Source organism: Streptomyces sp. NPDC058691, assembly GCF_042714775.1.
Classification (GTDB): domain Bacteria; phylum Actinomycetota; class Actinomycetes; order Streptomycetales; family Streptomycetaceae; genus Actinacidiphila.
Genome location: NZ_JBHXSO010000028.1, coordinates 81011 through 99956, shown reverse-complemented (window position 1 = coordinate 99956; position 18946 = coordinate 81011). Strand labels below are relative to the sequence as shown.

General features: G+C 72.3%; 14 protein-coding genes and 1 pseudogene. 5 read left to right on the top strand and 10 right to left on the bottom strand.

Going from position 1 to position 18946, the window contains the following annotated elements:
• Positions 1–143: 143 nt before the first annotated feature.
• From ACFWVC_RS21135 to ACFWVC_RS21105, 7 genes are all read right to left on the bottom strand, one after another.
• The gene (locus ACFWVC_RS21135) at positions 144–1022 is read right to left on the bottom strand and encodes an LD-carboxypeptidase (protein WP_384287977.1); all 879 of its coding nucleotides are present in this window, start codon (positions 1020–1022) and stop codon (positions 144–146) included.
• Positions 1023–1132: 110 nt separating this feature from the next.
• Positions 1133–3127 carry a prolyl oligopeptidase family serine peptidase gene (locus tag ACFWVC_RS21130; RefSeq protein WP_384287975.1) on the bottom strand — a complete coding sequence of 665 codons (1995 nt, stop codon included), beginning with the start codon at positions 3125–3127 and terminating at the stop codon, positions 1133–1135.
• Positions 3124–4461 (bottom strand): M20/M25/M40 family metallo-hydrolase, encoded by a 1338-nt coding sequence (locus ACFWVC_RS21125; RefSeq protein WP_384287973.1) that lies wholly within the window; start codon positions 4459–4461, stop codon positions 3124–3126. Before ACFWVC_RS21125 ends, ACFWVC_RS21130 begins: the two co-directional genes overlap by 4 nt.
• Entirely contained in the window at positions 4454–5287 is an 834-nt protein-coding gene (locus ACFWVC_RS21120; protein WP_384287971.1) for a M55 family metallopeptidase, read from the bottom strand. The genes ACFWVC_RS21125 and ACFWVC_RS21120 overlap by 8 nt, the downstream gene beginning before the upstream one ends.
• Before the next feature lie 197 nt (positions 5288–5484).
• Positions 5485–8004: a SpoIIE family protein phosphatase gene (locus ACFWVC_RS21115; RefSeq protein WP_384287969.1), complete on the bottom strand. Its 2520-nt coding sequence runs from the start codon at positions 8002–8004 to the stop codon at positions 5485–5487.
• A gap of 203 nt (positions 8005–8207) precedes the next feature.
• The gene (locus ACFWVC_RS21110) at positions 8208–10592 is read right to left on the bottom strand and encodes an MFS transporter (protein ID WP_384287968.1); all 2385 of its coding nucleotides are present in this window, start codon (positions 10590–10592) and stop codon (positions 8208–8210) included.
• A 163-nt stretch (positions 10593–10755) separates the two neighbouring features.
• On the bottom strand, positions 10756–12267 hold the full coding sequence (locus ACFWVC_RS21105; RefSeq protein ID WP_384287966.1) for an SLC13 family permease: 1512 nt from the start codon (positions 12265–12267) through the stop codon (positions 10756–10758).
• 291 nt (positions 12268–12558) lie between these two features.
• Here ACFWVC_RS21105 and ACFWVC_RS21100 point away from each other — a divergent pair, with 291 nt between their 5' ends.
• The 3 genes from ACFWVC_RS21100 to ACFWVC_RS21090 are packed head-to-tail and all read left to right on the top strand — an operon-like array spanning position 12559 to position 15581.
• Positions 12559–13788, top strand: a complete 1230-nt coding sequence (locus tag ACFWVC_RS21100; protein WP_384287964.1) for a CaiB/BaiF CoA transferase family protein — start codon at positions 12559–12561, stop codon at positions 13786–13788.
• The gene (locus tag ACFWVC_RS21095) at positions 13789–14733 is read left to right on the top strand and encodes a hydroxymethylglutaryl-CoA lyase (protein ID WP_384287962.1); all 945 of its coding nucleotides are present in this window, start codon (positions 13789–13791) and stop codon (positions 14731–14733) included.
• A 56-nt stretch (positions 14734–14789) separates the two neighbouring features.
• A complete protein-coding gene (locus ACFWVC_RS21090; RefSeq protein ID WP_384287960.1) occupies positions 14790–15581 on the top strand; it encodes an IclR family transcriptional regulator in 792 nt (263 codons plus the stop codon).
• Between the two features lie 42 nt (positions 15582–15623).
• Here ACFWVC_RS21090 and ACFWVC_RS21085 read toward each other — a convergent pair whose 3' ends face one another.
• Entirely contained in the window at positions 15624–16070 is a 447-nt protein-coding gene (locus ACFWVC_RS21085) for an SRPBCC family protein (protein ID WP_384287958.1), read from the bottom strand.
• A 186-nt stretch (positions 16071–16256) separates the two neighbouring features.
• On the opposite strand from ACFWVC_RS21085, the gene ACFWVC_RS21080 reads away from it, so the two are divergent.
• Positions 16257–17309, top strand: a complete 1053-nt coding sequence (locus tag ACFWVC_RS21080; RefSeq protein WP_384287956.1) for an Rv2578c family radical SAM protein — start codon at positions 16257–16259, stop codon at positions 17307–17309.
• 90 nt (positions 17310–17399) lie between these two features.
• The gene (locus tag ACFWVC_RS21075) at positions 17400–17915 is read left to right on the top strand and encodes a GNAT family N-acetyltransferase (protein WP_384287954.1); all 516 of its coding nucleotides are present in this window, start codon (positions 17400–17402) and stop codon (positions 17913–17915) included.
• Here the strand turns inward: ACFWVC_RS21075 and ACFWVC_RS21070 are convergent.
• Entirely contained in the window at positions 17881–18162 is a 282-nt protein-coding gene (locus ACFWVC_RS21070; protein ID WP_384288018.1) for a HEAT repeat domain-containing protein, read from the bottom strand. The two genes, ACFWVC_RS21075 and ACFWVC_RS21070, sit on opposite strands and share 35 nt — an antisense overlap.
• 15 nt (positions 18163–18177) lie before the next feature.
• Positions 18178–18783: pseudogene (locus tag ACFWVC_RS21065) on the bottom strand (HEAT repeat domain-containing protein); the annotation flags it as partial.
• Between the last annotated feature and the right edge of the window lie 163 nt (positions 18784–18946).

The window sequence follows — 18946 nt, the reverse complement described above, 5'->3', positions numbered from 1 at the left end:
AGTACCCGCATGTTCTCGACCGTAGGTCCTGGCACGCGCCGCTCTGGCCGGACGCGCACGGCCGTCAGGGGTTCGAGCTTCCGGGGGATGCTGTGCCGCGACCGCTCGGCGCACGGCACGGCACAGCCAGCACAGCACAGCCGTCATCCGTCGAGGGCGGGCACCTCCAGGGTCAGCGTGCCGGCGTCGGCGTCGAGCACGGCGGGCACACCGAGCGGCACGGTGAGGCTGCTGTCACCGTGGCCGAACCCGAGCTCCTCCACAATCGGAACGCCCAGCCCGCCCAGCCGGTCGCGCAGCACCTCGCGGACCCGCTCGTACGGGCCGCAGTCCTGCCACGAGCCGAGGGCTATGCCCGCGACACCGTCCAGGAGGCCGGAGCGCAGCAGCTGCGTCAGCATGCGGTCGATGCGGTACGGCTCCTCGCCGATGTCCTCCAGCAGCAGGATGCCTCCGGCCAGGCCGCCGCGGCCGTCCGGTGTACCGATACCTGCGGCCAGCAGGCTCAGGCAGCCGCCGACGGTGATCCCGCGTGCCGTACCGGGGACGAGTGTGCGCGCACCGGCGGACCCGAGCACCCGCACGGTGTCCGGCTCGAAAAGCGTCGCCCGGAGGTGGTCGCGGGTCGGTTCGTCCTTGATGAACGCCTGCGCGGCGATCATCGTGCCGTGCAGGGTGGCCAGGCCGAGTCGCAGGGCGAAGGCCTCCTGCAGCGCGGTGATGTCGCTGAAGCCGAGCAGCAGCTTCGGCCCGGCCGCCCGCAGGGCGTCCCAGTCGAGCAGGTCGGTCATCCGCTGAACGCCGTAACCGCCGCGTGCGCACAGGACGGCGGCCACCTCGGGATCGCCCCACGCCTGCTGGAAGTCGTGGGCCCGTGCCGCGTCCTGCCCGGCGAGGTAGGGGAACCCGGGGTGGCGGTCCAGCACATGCGGGGCCACCACCGGGTCGAGCCCCCAGTCACGGAGGATGTCCAGCCCTGCCTCGAGTCGTTCCGGTGGCACGGGCCCGCTGGGGGCGACCACGGCTACGCGGTCGCCGGGGACGAGCCGGCGCGGTCGGACGAGAGGCCGGAGGGGCGCCGAGGGTTCAAGGGGATGACGGCCATGCGGGGGATGAAGGGGATGCGGGGATCTCACTTGCCGAGCTCCAGAGGGGGTACATCGGGCGGGGTGAAGCCGAAGACCTGCCCGTAGAGGGAGAGCTCGGCCTCCAGAGAGGTGACGAGGGTGTCCTCGCGCCGGAAGCCGTGTCCCTCGCCCGCGAAGAGGAGGTACGCGTGCGGGATGCCGCGCCCGGCGATGCGCTTGAGGAAGCGCTCGCACTGCACGGGCCGGCAGATCACGTCGTCCGTGCCCTGCATGAGCAGGAAGGGCACCGTGAGCCGTTCGGCATGGGTGATCGGCGATCGCTCGCGGTAACGGTCGGGGACTTCGGCCCACGGACCGACGAGCGAGTCGAGGTACTGCGACTCGAAGTCGTGGGTCTCACCGCCCGCGGCCCAGCCGGTCAGGTCGAGCAGGGGATACAGGATGACGCCGCACGCGTAGACGTCGGTGGTGGTCAGGGATGCCGCGCTGGTCCAGCCGCCGGCGCTGCCGCCGCGGATGGCGAGCCGGCCGCGGTCGGCCGTGCCCTCCGCGGCCAGTGCCTCGGCGACGGCGGCGCAGTCCTCCACATCGACGAGGCCCCATTGCTCCCGCAGCCGTTCGCGGTAGGCACGCCCGTAGCCGGTCGAGCCGCCGTGGTTGACCTCGACGACGCCGATGCCGCGGGAGGTGAAGTAGGCGATCTCCAGGTCGAGCACGAGCGGGGTGCGGCTGGTGGGGCCGCCGTGCACCCACACCACGTAGGGCGGCAGTTCGCCCTCGGGCGCCGTGAAACCGGGGTTGCGCGGCGGGTACACCTGTGCGTGGACCTCCCGCCCGCCGGGGCCGGTGAAGACCCGCTCGACGGGTTCGGGCACGAACGCCGGGTCCACGACGTCCTCGTGGGCGGCGCCGACGACGCGGCTGCGACCGGTGCTCGTGTCGAGTTCGACGACCTCGACGGAGGTGCGCGCGGAGGCCGCGACGCCGATGACCCGGGTCCCGGACGACGCGAGGGGTCCGGCCCACTCGCTCCACGGCCCCTGCACGTCGGCGAGTTCGCCGGTGGCCGGTTCGAGTATCCCGAGCCGCTGGGCACCGCGCCCGTGGAGCACGGCCACCGCTCCGCTGTCGAGCGGCGCGAACCAGCGCGCTCCCATCTGCCAGGCGGGGCCGGCGAACTCCTCGTCCCGGGGGCAGAGGTTGACGACCGCGCCGGTGGCGGGGTCGACCCGGTGCAGATTCCACCAGCCGGTGCGGTCGGTGGCGGCCAGCAGGGTGCCGTCCACCGCCCACTCGGCCTGCGCGACCGATTCGGCGGGCCCGCCGAGGATCGTGCGGGCGGCGCCGAAGGTGCCGTCGGCCGCGACCTGCGCGAGCTTGAGCTCGGTGCCGTCCCAGGGCATACGGGGGTGGTCCCAGGCGATCCAGACGGCCTGCCGTCCGTCCGGGGAGAGCCGGGGCGCGGTCACGAAGCGGTGCGTGTCATCGGACAGTTCGCGCACGGCGTCCCGCGATTCGGCCGCGGAACCGTCCAGCGGCACGGCCGTGAGCACCCGCCGCAGGTCGAGGGGACCGTCGCCGGTGAACTCCTCCAGCACGCACCAGACCTCACCGCGGTCCAGGTGGAGCTGGGGATCGGCCCAGCGCAGCCCGTCCCCCACCGGGGACAGGGGGGTCAGCGGCCGGGGCACGGCATCGGGTACCCCGGGCTCGTAGGCGTAGAGCCGCTGGTCGGCGAAGTGGGCGAAGACGATCAGCGGGCCGGACGGCCCCGTCGTGCCCGCCCAGGCCCGGCCCCCGTACTCGATGACGCGGGTGCGGACGTTCCACGGCGCGGGCAGCGGTGACTCCACGGTGCCGTCGGCCAGCCGGCGCACCAGCGCCCGCCGTCCGCCCTCGGCGGGGCGGGGCTCGGTCCACCACACCTCGTCGCCGACGAAGCCGGGGAAGTCCGGGCGTCCGTCATGGGCGGCGGCGGTGCGGGCGTCGACCGGTGACTCCCAGGCGCCGTAGGGCGCGGTGCGCGGCGTCGGGTTCATTGCTCTCCTCCGGTGATCGTGGTGTGCGTGCCGAGCAGGAACCGGTCCAGGACCCGGACGCCGAAGTGCAGGCCCTCGACGGGGACACGCTCGTCGACGCCGTGGTACATGCCCGCGTAGTCGAAGCCCTCGGGCAACTTGAGCGGGGAGAAGCCGTAGCCGGTGATGCCCAGGCGGGAGAACTGCTTGGCGTCGGTGCCGCCGCCCATCACGAAGGGCACCACGTGCGCCCCGCTGTCGAAGTGCAGCAGGGCCTCGCGCATCGCCCCGAAGACCGGGCTGTCGACGGGCGCCTCCAGCGGGATCTCCCGGTGGTGGTACTCCCACTTCACGTCCGGGCCGGTGAGTTCGTCCATGGTGGTGGCGAACTCCTCCTCACCGCCGGGCAGCACACGTCCGTCGATGTGGGCGACCGCATGGCCCGGAATGACGTTGATCTTGTAGCCGGCCTCCAGCATGGTCGGGTTGGAGGTGTTGCGGATCACCGGCTCGACCAGCGCGGCCGCGGTACCGAGCTTGGTGAGCAGGGCGTCCACGTCCGTGAAGTCGGGCTCGACACCGTAGAGCGCGGCCAGTTCGGTCAGGCCGGCCCGGACGGTGGGGGTGATCCGCACCGGCCAGCGGTGTTCACCGATACGGCTGACGGCCGAGGCGAGCCGTGTCACGGCGTTGGTCCGGTTCACCTTGGAACCGTGTCCCGCCCGGCCGTCGGCGGTCAGCCTCAGCCAGGCCGTGCCTCGCTCCCCCGCCGCGACGGGGTAGATCCGCTTGCCGGGGCCGGCGTGGAAGGTGAAGCCGCCCGACTCGCTGATGCCCTCCGTGCAGTCCCGGAAGAGTTCGGCGTGCTGATCCGCGAGGAAACCCGATCCGTAGGAGGCGCTGTCCTCCTCGTCGGCGGTGAGGGCCAGCACGATGTCCCGCGCCGGGCGTACGCCCTCGCGTGCCCACGAACGCACGGTGGCCAGCACCATGGCCACGGTGCCCTTCATGTCGATGGCACCGCGGCCCCAGACCACGCCGTCGCGCACCTCCCCGGAGAAGGGGTGCACGCTCCAGTCGTCGGCCTGGGCCGGCACGACGTCGAGATGCCCGTGGACCAGCAGGGCGCCCTGCGCGCCGCCCGCCCCGGTGCCCTCGATGCGCGCCACCAAGTTGGCGCGGCCGGGAGCGGACTCCAGGATGGCCGCCTCGATGCCGGCCTCGGCAAGCAGCCCGGCGGCGTACTCCGCGGCCGGGCGCTCGTTGCCGTCCCCGCCGCCGTGGTTGGTGGTGTCGATCCGGATGAGCTCCGAGGTGAACCGGACCGCCTCGTCGAGTGCCTGGGTGTCAGCCATACTGCTCCTCCACTGCTGCCGAGACGAGGGTCGTCACAGCTTTGAAGCAGCGGATCCCCTCGTACATGGTCGGTGAGGTGTACGTGACGCGGCGCTCACCTGTGCGCTCGACGCCGGGCACCACGGCCGCGGCGCCCGCCAGGTGCTCCGCGTCGAGTTCGAGTTCGATCGTGAACGGTCCACCCTGCGCCGGTTCCTGCCGCACCGCGATGCCGGCCGCCTCCTTGGCCGCCGCCCTGATGTCCGCCGCGGTCCGGGCCGGTGGCCGGCACACCGCCGCGTACCGTGACACGTAGTCCTTGACCGCCACCGTCCGCGCCGCCGGCGCGTACCGGTGGGCGTCCAGCGCGGTGCGGTCGTCACCTGTGACCAGCACGACCGGCACCCCGTACTCCGCGACGACCAGGGAGTTGAGCCATCCCTCGCTCGCCCGGTCCCCGTTGACCCACACCCCGGTGATGGAGTTGGGGAGGTAGGTGTGGGCGAGCACACCTTCTGTGCCCGCGCCCGTGTGGTACCCCACGAACGCCACCCCGTCCACGTCCCCGTGCTGGACGCCCTCCACCATGGACAGGTCCTTGTGGCGGCCGGTGAGCATCTGGGCCCGCTCGTCCAGTTGCTCCAGCAGCAGATTGCGCATGCTCCAGTGCGCTTCGTTGATCACGACCTCGTCGGCCCCGCCGTCGAAGAAGCCGGCGACCGCCGCGTTCACGTCCGAGGTGAACAGGTGCCGGCAGCGTTCCCACTGGCCGCTGCCGGGCACGACGTCACCGGGCCAGGTCACCCCGGTGGCGCCTTCCATGTCCGCGCTGATCAGGATCTTCATGGCACGGAACGTTACGCAAGGTCATCGGCGCACACCAGGCCCCCACCCGGCCTGTGGATAACTTCCCCCAGCGACCCCCGATCGGCCCTCGACGGCCCCGGTCCGGCCCCGGCGTACCCGACCCGCGAACTCGTCGCCGACGAGGTGCCGACGCGCCGCGCGACCGACAGCCGGTCATACCGGCATACCGGCATACATCACGTTCGGGTGGCGGCCTTCCGGCACGGCAGCTGCTGCTCGAACCAGACGGTCTTGCCCTGCGCGGTACGGCTCGCGCCCCACTCCCGCGCCAGCCGGCTGACGATGCGCAGCCCCCGTCCCTTCTCGTCCTCGGGGCCCACGCCGAGCAGGACGGGCAGGGCGTGGTCGTCGTCGCTGACCTCGCACAGCAGCGCGTCCGCGCGGACCAGCCGCAGTTCGACATGGCGGGTGTGGGCGTGGCGTACGGCGTTGGTGACGACCTCGCCGACCAGCAGCGCGGCTGTCTCGGCTGCCTCCGGCGCGCCCCAGCGCTCCAGGGCGTCGCGGGTGAGCGCGCGGGCCCGTCGCACCTCGCGCACATCGAGCGCGAGCTGCCAGGTGGCGACGTCCTCCCGCGCTATGCCGCCGAGCCGGGCCATCAGCAGGGCGACATCGTCCTTGCGGCCGCCGGGCCGGCCGAGCGCGCGGATGACCGTGTCGCACTCCTCGTCCATCGAGGCGGCAGGAGTCGCGGCGCTCTCGCACAGCGCCGCCAGTCCGGTGCCGATGTCCTGGCCGCGGACCTCGATCAGACCGTCGGTGCACAGCACCAACCGGTCGCCCGGCGCGACCGGCACCCGCACCGTCTCGAAGGCCACCCCGCCGATGCCGATCGGCGCGCCCGTGGGCACGTCCAGCAGCTCGCTGCGGCCGTCGACGGCGCGCAGCAGCACGGGCGGGAGGTGCCCGGCGTTGCCGATCAGCACCTCGTTGTGGACCGGGTCGTACACCGCGTACAAGCAGGTGGCCAGGTGGTGCTCGCCGAGCCGCTGTGCGAGGTCGTCGAGGCCGCGCAGCAGCTGCGCGGGCGGCAGGTCCAGCGCGGCCATGGCCTGCACGGCCGTGCGCAGCTGCCCCATCATGGCGGCCGCGTTGAGCCCGTGTGCCATGACATCGCCGACGACCAGCGCCACCCGGGAGCCGGGGAGCTTGATGACGTCGAACCAGGCGCCGCCGACCCGTCCCAGCCGGGTGCCGGGCAGACGGCGGGTCACCACGTCACAGCCGGGCAGGTGCGCCGTGACCTGCGGCGCCATGCTGTCCTGGAGCGTGTCGGCGACGTTCTCCTGATACGTGTACATGCGGGCGTTGTCGAGTACCAGCCCGGCGCGTGCGGCCAGTTCGGCACCGGTCACGCGGTCCATGGCGTTGAACGGCGGGCGCTCCTGGTGACGCAGAAGGATCATGAAGCCGAGCACCACATTGCGTGCCTTGAGCGGCACCACCAGCATGGACCGGCCGCTGATCAGCGGCCGGATGTCACGCTTCTCGAACTGCGCGGCGATCTCCTCGCCCATGGGCTCGGTGATCCTGGGCACGAGGACGGGCTGCCCGCTGGTCATGCACTGGAAGAACGGGGTGTGCTCGGGGAACGCCATCGACTCGCCGACCGGCACCACGTCGTCCCAGCGGCCGGGCTCGTCCGTGTGCTCCACGGCGACCTGGTACCACATGGTCGTGACGTCCGGCGGCCCTTCGGGGAAGCCCTCGCCGGCCGGCACCTGTGCCCGTAGATAGGTGGCCGCCACGTCCGTGAAGCGCGGCACCACGGCAGCGCTGACCTCGTGGATCGTCCGGGACAGATCCAGGGAGCTGCCGATGCTCCCGCTGACCTCGTTGAGGAACTCCAGACGCTCGCGGACGGCGGCGTACTCCAGGTCCGGTTCCGCGCCCACGGCCGCGCCGCTCCCGGGGGCGGCGGCGGCCTCGCGGGCAGCGCGCAGCGCGTCGGCGCGGCGTTCGGCCCGGCGGGGCACACCCCAGTCCGGCGTGACCGGGACGCGGTCGTGCCGGCTGATCTCCAGGACCGGGTAGCCGAGTTCCAGCACCTGGGAGACGATCCGGCCGCTCTCGACGACGCCCATGCTGGGCAGGATCTCCGGCAGCCGCTTGGCGAGTCCGTCTGCGCCGGGGAACTCGGTGTGCAGGGCGAAGCCGGGCGCGATCCGCTCGAACTCGCCGGTGGCATCGCCATCCTGGCCGGCTTCGACGTGCAACTGGGCGGCGTCGGCGGCGAGTACGAGCAGCGTCTCGGGCCCGGGCCCGACCAGGGGGTAGGACCACCACAGCACGTCCACCGGAGCGTCTTCGACAACGGTGTCATGACTGCGGTTGAGACGGGCGCGCCCCGCGGTGGGGTAGGACGTCTCGCCGCTCAGCGAGGCGTCGAGGTCGGGGCCCCCGTAGGGGCCGAGGGAACCGGGGCCGTAGGCGGCGCCGCTGACGGTGTCCGTGCCGTGGGGGCCGCCCGACTCGTCGCCGAGGGCACCGGAGACCGGCAGCATGTCGATCGCGGAGCGGCCGATCGCCTGCTCCCTTGTACTGCCGAAGAGTTTGCGGGCACCGGTGCTCCAGTGGGAGACCAGCCCGTCACGGTCGACCACGACCACGGCGAGCGGAATGCGCCCCGAAAGGCCCGTACGCTGCGGAGGCAGCTCCGGTCGGCTGCCCTCCCCGAGCGGGGTGCGACGTTCCATGACGCGCTCGGCTCCTTCCCCTGTGGCGCCGGACACCGATCGCGGCAGGGCGTGGTCGGCGCCCCGCACAAGATCTGCGGCTCCGCCACCACGGTACGACCGTCACCGGGTACCGCGCGCGTCATTGCGGCAAACTTGCTTACTCCAATGTGAAATTGACAGAACGTCACCGACGACGGAGGCGTGCGTCCAGCCCTCGGACCTCAGTCCTCGTAGCCGAGGAGCACGTCGCGTTCGCTGCGGCCGCCCCCGGTCAGCCGGAGCACGGTGGCCACCGGCGGGTAGCCGGAGGCGATCACCGTGTACTCCCCCGCGGCCAGGTCCACGAAGCGGAAGGTGCCGTCCGCTCCGGTCGTGACGGTGTCCAGGACGTTGCCGGCGGCGTCCAGCAGCGTGACCCGCGCGTCCTCCACCGGCCGCCCGCCGGGGGCGCGCACGGTGCCGCGCAGCATGGCGCCACCCGCCAGTTCGACGTCCTGCCGGGTCTCCCTGGCGGCCTGGACGGAGACCGGGAGTGCCGCGGGCCGGTACGCGGGGGCGTTGGCGGCGAGGGTGTACTCCCCCGCGATCAGCTCGGTGAGGGTGTAGTCGCCGTCGCGGCCGGTCCGCGCACTGGCCACGACGTCGCCGCCGGCGTCGGTGAGCGTCACCGTCGCCTCGCGCACCGGGGTGCCGTCGGCGGTGTGCACGATCCCGGCGAGCCGCCCGGCGCCGCCGAGCACGACGTCCAGTTCCACCGGCCGCTCGCCCACGGTGACGCTGACGGCCTGCGGCTGATGCCCCCCGGCCGCCGCGATCAGCACATAACTGCCGCCGCCCGGCGTGCTCAGCGCGTACCGCCCGTCGTCCCCCGTGGCGCCGCGCCCGACCTGACGTCCGGTCACGTCGATGAGGGTGAGCGCGGCGCGCCCCACGGTGCTGCCGTCGGCGTGCTGAACCGTGCCGCACACCGGGACGCCGCCGAGGTCGGCCTTACGGGCGGTGGGGACGTGCTGGGTCACCAGGGGTTTCTCTTTCAGGAGGAAGGCGAGCAGGAATCCGATCGCGAGGACGGGCACCAGGTAGAGGAAGATGCGCGGCATCGCGGTGGCGTACGCCTGCACATAGGCGTCGCGCAATGCGGCCGGCATCGCGTGCACCATCTGCGGCGTGATCGACTGCGGGTCCGGCAGCTCGGCGCCACGCGGCAGTCCCGCGGCCAGCCGGTCCGCGAGACGGTTGGCGAAGAGGGTGCCGAAGACGGCGGCGCCGACCGAACCGCCGATCTGACGGAAGTAGTTGTTGGCGCTGGTGGCCGCGCCCAGGTCGGCGGGCCGCACCGAGTTCTGCACGGCGAGGATCAGCACGGGCAGCACAAGGCCGATGCCGAGTCCCAGTACCGCCATGTAGACGCTGTACTCGGCGCGCGGGGTGTCGATGTCCAGCCGCGACAGCAGCCACATGCCGAGCACCGACAGCGCCCCGCCGAGCAGGGGGAAGGCCTTGTAGCGGCCGGTGCGGCTGATGAGCTGGCCGGAGACGATCGAGGCCGCCACCACGCCCAGCATCATGGGGAGCATCAGCAGACCGGACTCGGTCGCGCTGGCCCCGTTCACCATCTGCAGGAAGGTGGGCAGGTAACTGGCCGCGCCGAAGAGCCCGACACCGGTCACGGCGCCGATGAGGGCCGACACGGTGAAGATCCCGTCGCGGAACAGCCGCAGGGGGATGACCGGTTCCACGGCGAACCGTTCCACCACCACGAAGAGCACCGCGCAGCACGCCGCTCCGGCGCCCAGCCCGATCACGACGTCCGAGTCCCACGCGTAGGTCGAGCCGCCCCAACTGGTCAGCAGCACAGCGCAGGTGGAGCCCACGGCCAGCAGCAGAGCCCCCAGCACGTCGAGCCTCGGGCGCGCCGTGGGGCGCGGCAGCCGCAGCACGACGGCGATCACGGCCAGGGTCAGCAGACCGAAGGGCACGTTGATGTAGAAGCACCAGCGCCACGAGGCGTGGTCGGTGAAGAAGCCCCCGAGCAGCGGCCCCGCCACCGAGGCCACGCCGAACGCCGCGCCGATCAGGCCCATGTAGCGGCCGCGCTGCCGTGGCGGGACGATGTCCGCGATGATCGCCTGGACACCGATCATCAGGCCGCCGCCGCCGATGCCCTGGATGGTGCGGAAGGCGATGAGCTCGTTCATGGTGCGCGACCAGCCGGCCAGGGCGGAGCCGATGATGAAGACGACGATGGCGAACTGGAAGACGCTCTTGCGCCCGAAGAGGTCGCCCAGCTTGCCGTACAGCGGCAGTCCGATGGTCGAGGCGAGCAGATAGGCCGTCACGGCCCAGGACATCCGGTCCAGCCCGTGCAGTTCCCCGACGATCTTGGGGAGCGCGGTCGCCACGATCATCTGATCGAGCGCCGCGAGCAGCAGGGTCAGCATGAGCCCGAGGAAGACCAGCCGCACCCTGCGGGGCGTGAGGTCGGCGGCGGGGATCCCGTGGCCGGAGGACGCGCCGTCGTCCGCGCCCGCGCCCGCTCCGGCGCCGGACTCGTCGGCGAGGGGTTCGCTCTGCTCGGTCAGCGTCGTCGCCATGGTGCCGCCCATCGCTGTGTCCACTCCCCTCGTCGCGCCTGACCTTTCGACAACGATCAAAAGGCCCGGGGATGCGCTGCGGACGGGCGGAACCACCCGTTCAAGTGACGTGCTCGCAGGCCCGTGCCCATGGAAGGCACCGATGGAGGGCGCCGGCCGCGGGACGCGGACCGTGTCAGAGGAAGAGGCTCAACGGGAGGAGCAGCAGGAGGGCCACGACGGAGGCCACCGAGACGCCGACGGTGCACGTCTTGAGCGTGCCCCGGGTCGTCTGCCCCATCAGCGACTGCAGGAGCCAGAAGGTGTTGCTCGTGACCTGCACGGCGAACAGCGATCCGGCGCCCACGGCGAGCGCGACCAGAACCGGGTCGAGCCCGAGGCCGGGCGCGATCGGGGCGAGGATGCCGGCGGCCGTGATGGCGGAGATGGTGACCGAGCCGATGGCCATGTGCAGCACCGCGGAGACCGCCCAGATCAGCAGCAGGGGCGCCACGTCGCCGGCGGTGAAGTAGCCGCGCAGGATGCCGCCGAGACCGCTCGCCGACACCACCGCGGCCAGCGATCCGCCGACCGCCGTCAGGATGAGGATCTGACCGCTCTCCTTGAACCCGCGCATCATGGCGCGCTCCACCCCCTCACGGCCCACGGCGAACCTGCCGACGAGCACCGTGCCGACGAGTCCGGTGAGCAGCGCGACCACGGGGTTGGCGATGAAGGAGAGAACGACGTTCCTGACGCCGACCGCGTCGATGACGGCACCGGTGGCGATCATCAACAGGGCGGCCAGGAGCGGGGCGAAGCGTACGAGCAGGCCCGGACCGTCACCGGGCGCCGGAACCACAGCGCCTTCGGAGCCGCCGGCCGGACCAGCCGTGGACCGGCTCACCGGGGGGCGGTCCGGCCCCGCCGCGCTCGGGGGTCCGGCCCCCGGAACGGCGCCCACGAGGGCGACCGTCGGGAGTGCCCGGGCCGTCGCCGGACGGGCCGGCTCCCCCGTATTGTCCGCGGCCGCCGGAGTGTCGGGGACCGCGGGGTCCGTGGTGGCGCTCTCGTCGGTGGCGCTGTTCCAGAAGCCCCGCCGGAACAGGAAGGTCATGACCGACACCGAGATCAGGATCGTCGGAACGACCAGCACAAGGCCCCACAGCAGCATCGTGCCCAGGGGTACGTGCAGCAGGGCGGCCAGGGCCAGCGCGCCGACACCCGGCACCATGAGCACGATGCCGCTCTCCAGACCGATCGCCAGAGCGGCCGCCATGCGGGCGGAGCCCAAGGGGCCGATCCGGCGGGAGGCGGTCCGGGCAAGGGGTGCGCAGATGACGAGGAGCACGTCCAGGTAGATCGCCTGCAGGAGTGTGCCGATGGTCAGCGCCATGGAGTGCGGCAGCCGCCGGGGACCGAACAGTTTCAGCAGGTGCCCGACCAACTGCTCGATGGCACCCATCTCCTGCAGGAGCGAGCCCATGAGCACACCGAAGGCGATCAGCAGGCCGACCTCGGCCATGATGTCGCCGAAGCCGGTCGTGATGGTCCTGACGGTCCTGTCGGGCCCGAGCCCGGTCGCGAGGCCCAGGTAGAGCGAACCCACCACAAGAGAGATCACGGGGTTCACGCGGAAGCGGACGATCAGCACGACGATGGCGACGATCGCGACGGCGGTGTTGGCCAGTACGGAGATCTCGGACATCCGCTCGCTCCTTGCACACGCGGCGCCGGGGGAGGCGAGTACGGCCAGGCGCCCCGTCGCGGTGCGGAAGCGGGCTCGTCCACAACCGGCTCTCTGTGAGACGGCATCTCACCATGAGGGTACTCCGATGCTCGATCTCTTGCGTATGCATACGTCTGCAACCCTCAGGTATGACTTCCTCCCGGGTGACACACGCCTAATCAGAGCGACATAACAGACTTCTTGACGCGAAACGTCGGAACCCACATGCTGGAAAGAGACATCACAATCTGGGTTGCGAGGTGATCGCAGATGCCCGAATCGTCTGCGAGGCATGAGGAGGCGCCGGGCCCCCTCGCGGGTCTGCGCGTCCTGGAGATGGGCAATTTCATCGCCGCCCCGTCGGCCGGCCGGCTCATGGCGGACCTCGGGGCCGACGTCGTCAAGGTCGAACGGCCACGTGGCGGCGACGAACTGCGCCGGTGGCGGCTCCACGAGGGCGACACCTCCCTGCTGTTCCGCGCGATGAACCGCAACAAGAGGTCGCTCACGCTCGACCTCGGGCGCCCGGAGGGCCAAGAGGTCGCCCTTGCCCTGATCCGCCGTTGCGACGTCGTGCTGGAGAACTTCCGTCCCGGCACCCTGGAGCGCTGGGGACTCGGTGCGGAGCGAATGCGCGCGGTCAACCCCGGCGTGGTCCTGGCCCGGATCTCCGGCTACGGGCAGACCGGTCCCTACCGCGACCGTCCGGGCTTCGGCGGCGTCGCGGAGGCCGTGGGCGGACTGCGCCACCTCACGGGCTACCCCGACCGGCCGCCCACCCGTCTGGGCATCAGCCTCGCCGACTCCGTGGCCGGCTTGTACGCGGTCGTCGGCGCCCTTGCCGCGCTCCACCGCCGCTCCGCCACCGGGCGCGGGGAGGTCGTGGACGTCGCCCTGTACGAGGCGGTGTACTCCCTGATGGAGTCCCTGACGCCCGACTACGACGCCTTCGGGATCGAACGGGAACGCGCGGGCGGCGCGCTCCCGGGCATCGCGCCCTCCAACACCTACGTGTGCCAGGACGGGCGTTACGTGGTGATCAGCGGCAACGGAGATGCCGTCTTCCGACGCCTGATGGCCGTCATCGGCCGGCCCGGTCTGGGGGACGACCCACGCCTGGCGGACAACGCGGGCCGGGTGCGGCACGTCGCCGAGCTCGACGCGGCCATCACGGCCTGGACCGCGGAACTGCCGCACGAGGAGGCCCTGATGCGGCTGGCCGCCGGCGACGTCCCCTGCGGCCCGATCTACACCGCGGCCGAGATCGCCAAGGACCCGCATTTCGCGGCACGCGGCATGCTGGAACGGCATCGTGTCGCCATCGCCCCCGGATGGCACCAGGACGTGGCCTTCCCCGGCGTGGTCCCCAAACTGGCCGAGGCGCCCGGCCGTACGCGCTGGCTCGGCCCGGACCTGGGTGAGCACACCGACGTCGTCCTGGCCGAAGTCGGCATAGGAGCGGCCCGCCGGGAAGAACTGCGCGATCTGGGGGTGGTGTGAATGCCCGGCACCGACGACCAGGTGCTGATCACGGACGTCCTGCTCCGTGACGGCCTCCAGAACGAGCCCGTCGTGGTTCCCACCGCCGACAAACTGCACCTGGCGTACGGGCTGCTGGACGCCGGACTGACCTCACTGGAGGTCGGATCGTTCGTCCGTCCCGAGAAGGTCCCGCAGATGGCGGACACCAGCCGCCTGGTGGCCGGGCTGCGGCCAGGGGAGTCGGTCTCCCTGCACGCCCTCGTCCTCAACGAACGAGGAGCGCGGCGGGCGGTCGAGGCCGGGACGCGCGACGTCCGGCTCACCGTCTCCGCGAGCGACGGCCACAGCCTCGCCAACGCCGGTGTGCCCAGGGACGCGGCCCTGGCACGGCTGGGTCCGGCCGTCGAGCTTCTGGCGGGCTCCGGTGTGCGCCTGGAGGCAACGATCGCGACCGCCTTCATGTGCCCGTTCGATGGCGAGACGGACCCGGCCACGGTGGTGGAAGTCGCCCACCGGCTCGCCGCGTTCGGCATCCGCGTGCTCCATCTCGCCGACACCATAGGGGCGGCCGGTCCCCTGCACATCCGCCGCACCGTCACCGCCGTGCGGGAGGCACTGCCCGAACTCCCGCTCGGCCTCCACCTGCACAACACCTACGGCATGGCATCGGCGAACGTCTGGGAGGCGCTCCGCTTGGGTGTGCGCCGCTTCGACGCCGCGCTCGGCGGCATCGGCGGCTGCCCCTTCGCCCCAGGCGCCGCCGGCAACCTCGGGACCGACGACCTGGTCAACCTCTGTCACCACGCGGGCATCGCCACCGGCATCGACGTCGGCCGCCTCACCGCGGTGCGCGAGGAACTGCGGATCCTGCTCGGCCACCGGCTCGACTCCGCGCTCGCCGCGGTGCCGTCCGCGCCGGTACCGCTGCGCGCCGGCGCCGCGACGGCCGGCACGACCGGCTGACATACGGTAGCCGTCGTACGAGACGGACGTCCGGCCCGGAAGACGCGGTGATGCGCATGAGCGAGAAGGCGGGGACCGCGCCACTGCTGGTCCTGCAGAAGATCCGCCAGATCCTGGAGTGCTTCACCATCGAGCGGCCGGAACTCAATCTGCAGGAGATCACGCGGGTCACGGGCCTGCCGGGCAGCACCTGCCAGCGCCTTGTGCACAACCTGTTGCGGGAGGGCTTCCTCGACCGCGACGGGGACACCTACCGGATCGGCCTGCACTTCGTGCAGTGGGCAGCACCGGGCACCTTCGGCCTCGACATGGTGCGGCTCACCCGGCCCGCGCTCCAGCGGCTGCGCGACCGGAGCGGGGAGACGGCCTGTCTCTATGTGCGGGACGGCGCGTTCCGGACCGTCGTCTCACTCGCCGAGACGCACCATGTGGTGATGCGGCTGTTCGCGGTGGGCATGGTGATGTCCCTGCACGCGGGTTCGGCGGGGAAGGTCTTCATGGCCTTCGACCCCACGGCCCGTCGCGACGCGGTCGGCCACGGCCTCACCCGCCACACACCGCGCACCGTGGTGGACATCGACCTGCTGGACGACCAGTTGGAGGAGATCCGCAGGACGGGCTTCTCCGCCACATTCGAGGAGCGCGACATCGGAGCGGCCTCCATCAGCGCTCCGGTCTTCGGCAGCACCGGAGAGGTGGCGGCCGCCCTCGGCATCGGCGCCCCGACGCAGCGGCTCACTCCGGCCGACGTGGGAAGGCTCGCCCCGTGTGTCGTCGAGGCCGCCGAGGAGGCCTCCCGCTGCCTGGGCTACCGACCCGGCATCAGGAACGGCGCCGGCGCGCGCTGAGGGCGGCGGCGCCGTTCCGGCGCGGCGGTTCGCTCCCGCCCGCTACTGCTTCTCGGTCTCGGCGGCCAGGCGGGCGAGCACCGCGTCCTGGATGCGGTTGAGGCCCTTGGGCGCGAAGGTGCGCTCGAAGAAGCCGCCGATGCCGCCCGCGCCGGTCCAGGTGGTGGTGACCACGGCCTTGGCGCGGCCCTCGCCCGCCGGGGTGACGGTCCAGGTCGTCACCATGGAGGAGTTGCGGTCGCTCTCCACGAGCTGCCCCGGGGTGGGCTCGGTGACCGCGAACAGGCAGTCACGGATGCGCTTCTCCGTCGCCTGGAGCTTCCAGTGCACCAGGGTGCCGGCGCCGCTTCCGCCCTCCCGCACCTCGTACTCGCTGTACTGCTCGGGCAGCAGCCGCTGCCGGGTCCCCGCGTAGTCGGCGAGCGCAGCGAAGACGCTCTCCGGGCTCGCCGCGATCTCGCGCTGGGTGCTGGCCTCGACCTGTGCCATCGCCGTCCTCCGGTGACTTCCCGTGATCCATGTGCCGTCGACGGCAAGCCAACCACCACGGGCGTGCCCCCGCGAAATCGGTGGCTCCCGCCGGGCGCGGTCACGTGCACGACCCCTTCACGGATACCCCTCGACGTTTTTCGCTCAAGTGTTCTATTCTCGGAGCAGAGCAACGAAGGAGGCGGCATGAGGTGGGACAACCTGGGCCGCGACACGGCTGCGACCACGCCCGCACTCTTCGGCATGGATGCCGTGACCCGCACGTTCGACACACCCGAGTTCCGCGGCATCACCTTCCACGAGGTGCGTGCCCGCAGCATCGTCAACCGGGTGCCGGGGGCGTCCCGAATGCCGTTCGAGTGGACGATCAATCCCTACAGAGGGTGCAGCCACGCCTGTGTGTACTGCTTCGCGCGCAAGACGCACAGCTATCTGGATCTCGACAGCGGCCTGGACTTCGACTCGCAGATCGTCGTCAAGGTCAACGCGCCGGAACTGCTGCGCCGCGAACTGGCCGCGCCCCGCTGGAAGGGCGAGCACATCGCCATGGGCACGAATGTCGACTGCTACCAGCGCGCCGAAGGACGCTACCGGCTGATGCCGGGCATCCTGGCGGCGCTGCGCGACCACGCCAATCCGTTCTCGATCCTCACCAAGGGCTCGCTGATCCTGCGGGACCTCGATCTGCTGGTCGAGGCGTCGCGCGTCACGGAGGTCTCCACCGCCGTCTCCGTCGGCTTCCTGGACCGGAAGCTGTGGAACACCGTGGAACCGGGCACACCGGCGCCCGCGAGGCGGCTGGACGTCTGCCGGACGCTCAATGACCACGGCATCCCCTGTGGCGTCCTGATGGCACCCGTGCTGCCCTATCTCAGCGACTCTCCGGAGCAGTTGCGGGAGACCGTCCGCGCCATCGCCGAGGCCGGCGCCACCTCGGTCACCCCGCTCGTCCTGCATCTGCGCCCCGGTGCCCGCGAGTGGTACATGGCGTGGCTGTCGGTGCACCACCCCCGTCTGATCTCCCGCTACAAGGCGCTGTACGGCAGCGGTGCCTACGCCCCGACCTGGTACCAGCGGCGCATCACGCGCCAGGTCCACGAATTCGCCGACGAGTTCGGCATAGGGCCCTCGCGCGCGAGTGCCGCCCGGCGTCTGCGGCCCGTGCCGGCGCTGACCGCGGAGGAAACCCCCGCCGAGGAGACGGCCGTCCCGGAACCGACGCAATTGACGCTGCTCTGACGTGTCCGCCGCGCCTGGAGCGACTGGACGGCGCCGGACAGCGAAGAAGAGGGGTGACCCGGCCGCCGTCGCGCGGATAGCGTCCGGTGCATGACCGAAGTACGGGCGATGGCCCGCGAAGACATCGACGCCGTGTCCGCGGTCCGCGTCAGCGGCTGGCGGGCGGCGTACGCGGGGATCGTCCCGCAGCCCTATCTGGACGCCATGGACGCGGAAGCGGATGCCGAACGGCGCCGGGGGTGGTTCGACGCGGGCAACGGACGGGTCGACAACCTTGTCGCGAGCGACGGCGACGAGGTGACGGGGTGGGCGGCGCTCGGCCCGTACCGTGGGGAGCAGGACGGCGGCGAGGTCGGCGAGTTGTACGCCATCTATGTGCGTCCGGACCGCATCGGCCGAGGCGACGGGCGTGCCCTCATGAACGCCGTGCGCGCGCGGGCCGCCGAACGCGGCTTCCGGCGGCTGCGGTTGTGGGTGCTGGCCGACAACGCGCCCGCGCTGCGCTTCTACGAACGGGCCGGCTTCGGTCCGGACGGCACCGACCAGATCGAGATGTACGACGACGTGCCCCTCAAGGAGCTCCGTTACGCCGCGGATCTGGACTGAAGCGGCCCGCGAGCCTGCGCGTCGAGGCACTGGGCGCCTCCTTGTGCGCCCTGGTGAGCGCGGACGTGGCCGCCGGGTCGCCGGAACGCACCAGGGCCCGCACGACGCGCCGCGGGTACGGCGGCGCGCACAACCCCGCGAGCGCGGCGGTGGCGCGGGGCTCCTCCCGGTAGCGGGCCAGTCCGCGCGCGGCGGCGCCCCGGACCTCCTCCTCCGGGTCGCCGGCCGCGGCCAGCAACGCGTCCAGCGCGGCCGCGCCGCCGATCCGGCCGAGGGCGTCGACCGCCGGGGCACGCAGGAGCGGCACACCGCGTGCCCGGTCCAGCAGGGGCACCGCCCGCGCGTCCCCGAGCCGGCCGAGTTCCTCCACGCAGCCGCGGGCGGCCTGGAGGCCGGGCCGCCCCTCGTCCAGCAGCCATCGCAGGGTGGCCATCAGGGCCGGTACGGACTCCGGAGCGCCCAGGCGTCCGAGGAGGCGGATCGCGGCGAGGGCATAGGTGATGCGCAGCCGGTTGGTGGCGAGCGCGGCGGCGGCGCGGGCCGTGCGGGGGTCGCCGAGCCGGGCGAGGGTGTCCGCCGCGGTGACATTGCGGACGGCGTCGCGGTGGTTGAGGAGCAGGACGAGCGTCTCGAAGGCCCGGCGGTCGCCTGCCCGCCCGAGCATGACGGCGGCGATCTCCCGGTCCCCCAAGGAGCGCGACGGCTCGGTTAGGACGTCGGCGAGCGCGTCCCGTGCCCCGGCGTGGTCCGTCCTCCCGAGCGCCACGAGCCCCGCCTCGCGCACGGCCGCCTCGGGGTCCTGGGCAGCCTCCGAGAACAGGGTGAGATGGACTGGGTCCCCGCCACGGCCGAGGAGATCGAGGGCCAGTGCCCTGACCCGGGGCGCAGGATGGGCGGCGTACCGCAGCAGCAGCGGCACGCTTCCCGGCGCGAGGGGCGCTTTCACCGGGCCCTGGGTGCGGCGCCAGTGCGGGCACTCACCCCCGTTGACGACGCGAGCGACGGTCCGCTCGAGCCGGTCCGGGTACCAG

What these genes read in the sequence shown, in the direction of transcription:
- ACFWVC_RS21130 (WP_384287975.1), bottom strand. Translation starts at nt 3,127, where the DNA reads ATGAACCCGACGCCGCGCACCGCGCCCTACGGCGCCTGGGAGTCACCG.
- ACFWVC_RS21125 (WP_384287973.1), bottom strand. Translation starts at nt 4,461, where the DNA reads ATGGCTGACACCCAGGCACTCGACGAGGCGGTCCGGTTCACCTCGGAG.
- ACFWVC_RS21120 (WP_384287971.1), bottom strand. Translation starts at nt 5,287, where the DNA reads ATGAAGATCCTGATCAGCGCGGACATGGAAGGCGCCACCGGGGTGACC.
- ACFWVC_RS21115 (WP_384287969.1), bottom strand. Translation starts at nt 8,004, where the DNA reads ATGGAACGTCGCACCCCGCTCGGGGAGGGCAGCCGACCGGAGCTGCCT.
- ACFWVC_RS21110 (WP_384287968.1), bottom strand. Translation starts at nt 10,592, where the DNA reads ATGGGCGGCACCATGGCGACGACGCTGACCGAGCAGAGCGAACCCCTC.
- ACFWVC_RS21105 (WP_384287966.1), bottom strand. Translation starts at nt 12,267, where the DNA reads ATGTCCGAGATCTCCGTACTGGCCAACACCGCCGTCGCGATCGTCGCC.
- ACFWVC_RS21100 (WP_384287964.1), top strand. Translation starts at nt 12,559, where the DNA reads ATGCCCGAATCGTCTGCGAGGCATGAGGAGGCGCCGGGCCCCCTCGCG.
- ACFWVC_RS21095 (WP_384287962.1), top strand. Translation starts at nt 13,789, where the DNA reads ATGCCCGGCACCGACGACCAGGTGCTGATCACGGACGTCCTGCTCCGT.
- ACFWVC_RS21090 (WP_384287960.1), top strand. Translation starts at nt 14,790, where the DNA reads ATGAGCGAGAAGGCGGGGACCGCGCCACTGCTGGTCCTGCAGAAGATC.
- ACFWVC_RS21085 (WP_384287958.1), bottom strand. Translation starts at nt 16,070, where the DNA reads ATGGCACAGGTCGAGGCCAGCACCCAGCGCGAGATCGCGGCGAGCCCG.
- ACFWVC_RS21080 (WP_384287956.1), top strand. Translation starts at nt 16,257, where the DNA reads ATGAGGTGGGACAACCTGGGCCGCGACACGGCTGCGACCACGCCCGCA.
- ACFWVC_RS21075 (WP_384287954.1), top strand. Translation starts at nt 17,400, where the DNA reads ATGACCGAAGTACGGGCGATGGCCCGCGAAGACATCGACGCCGTGTCC.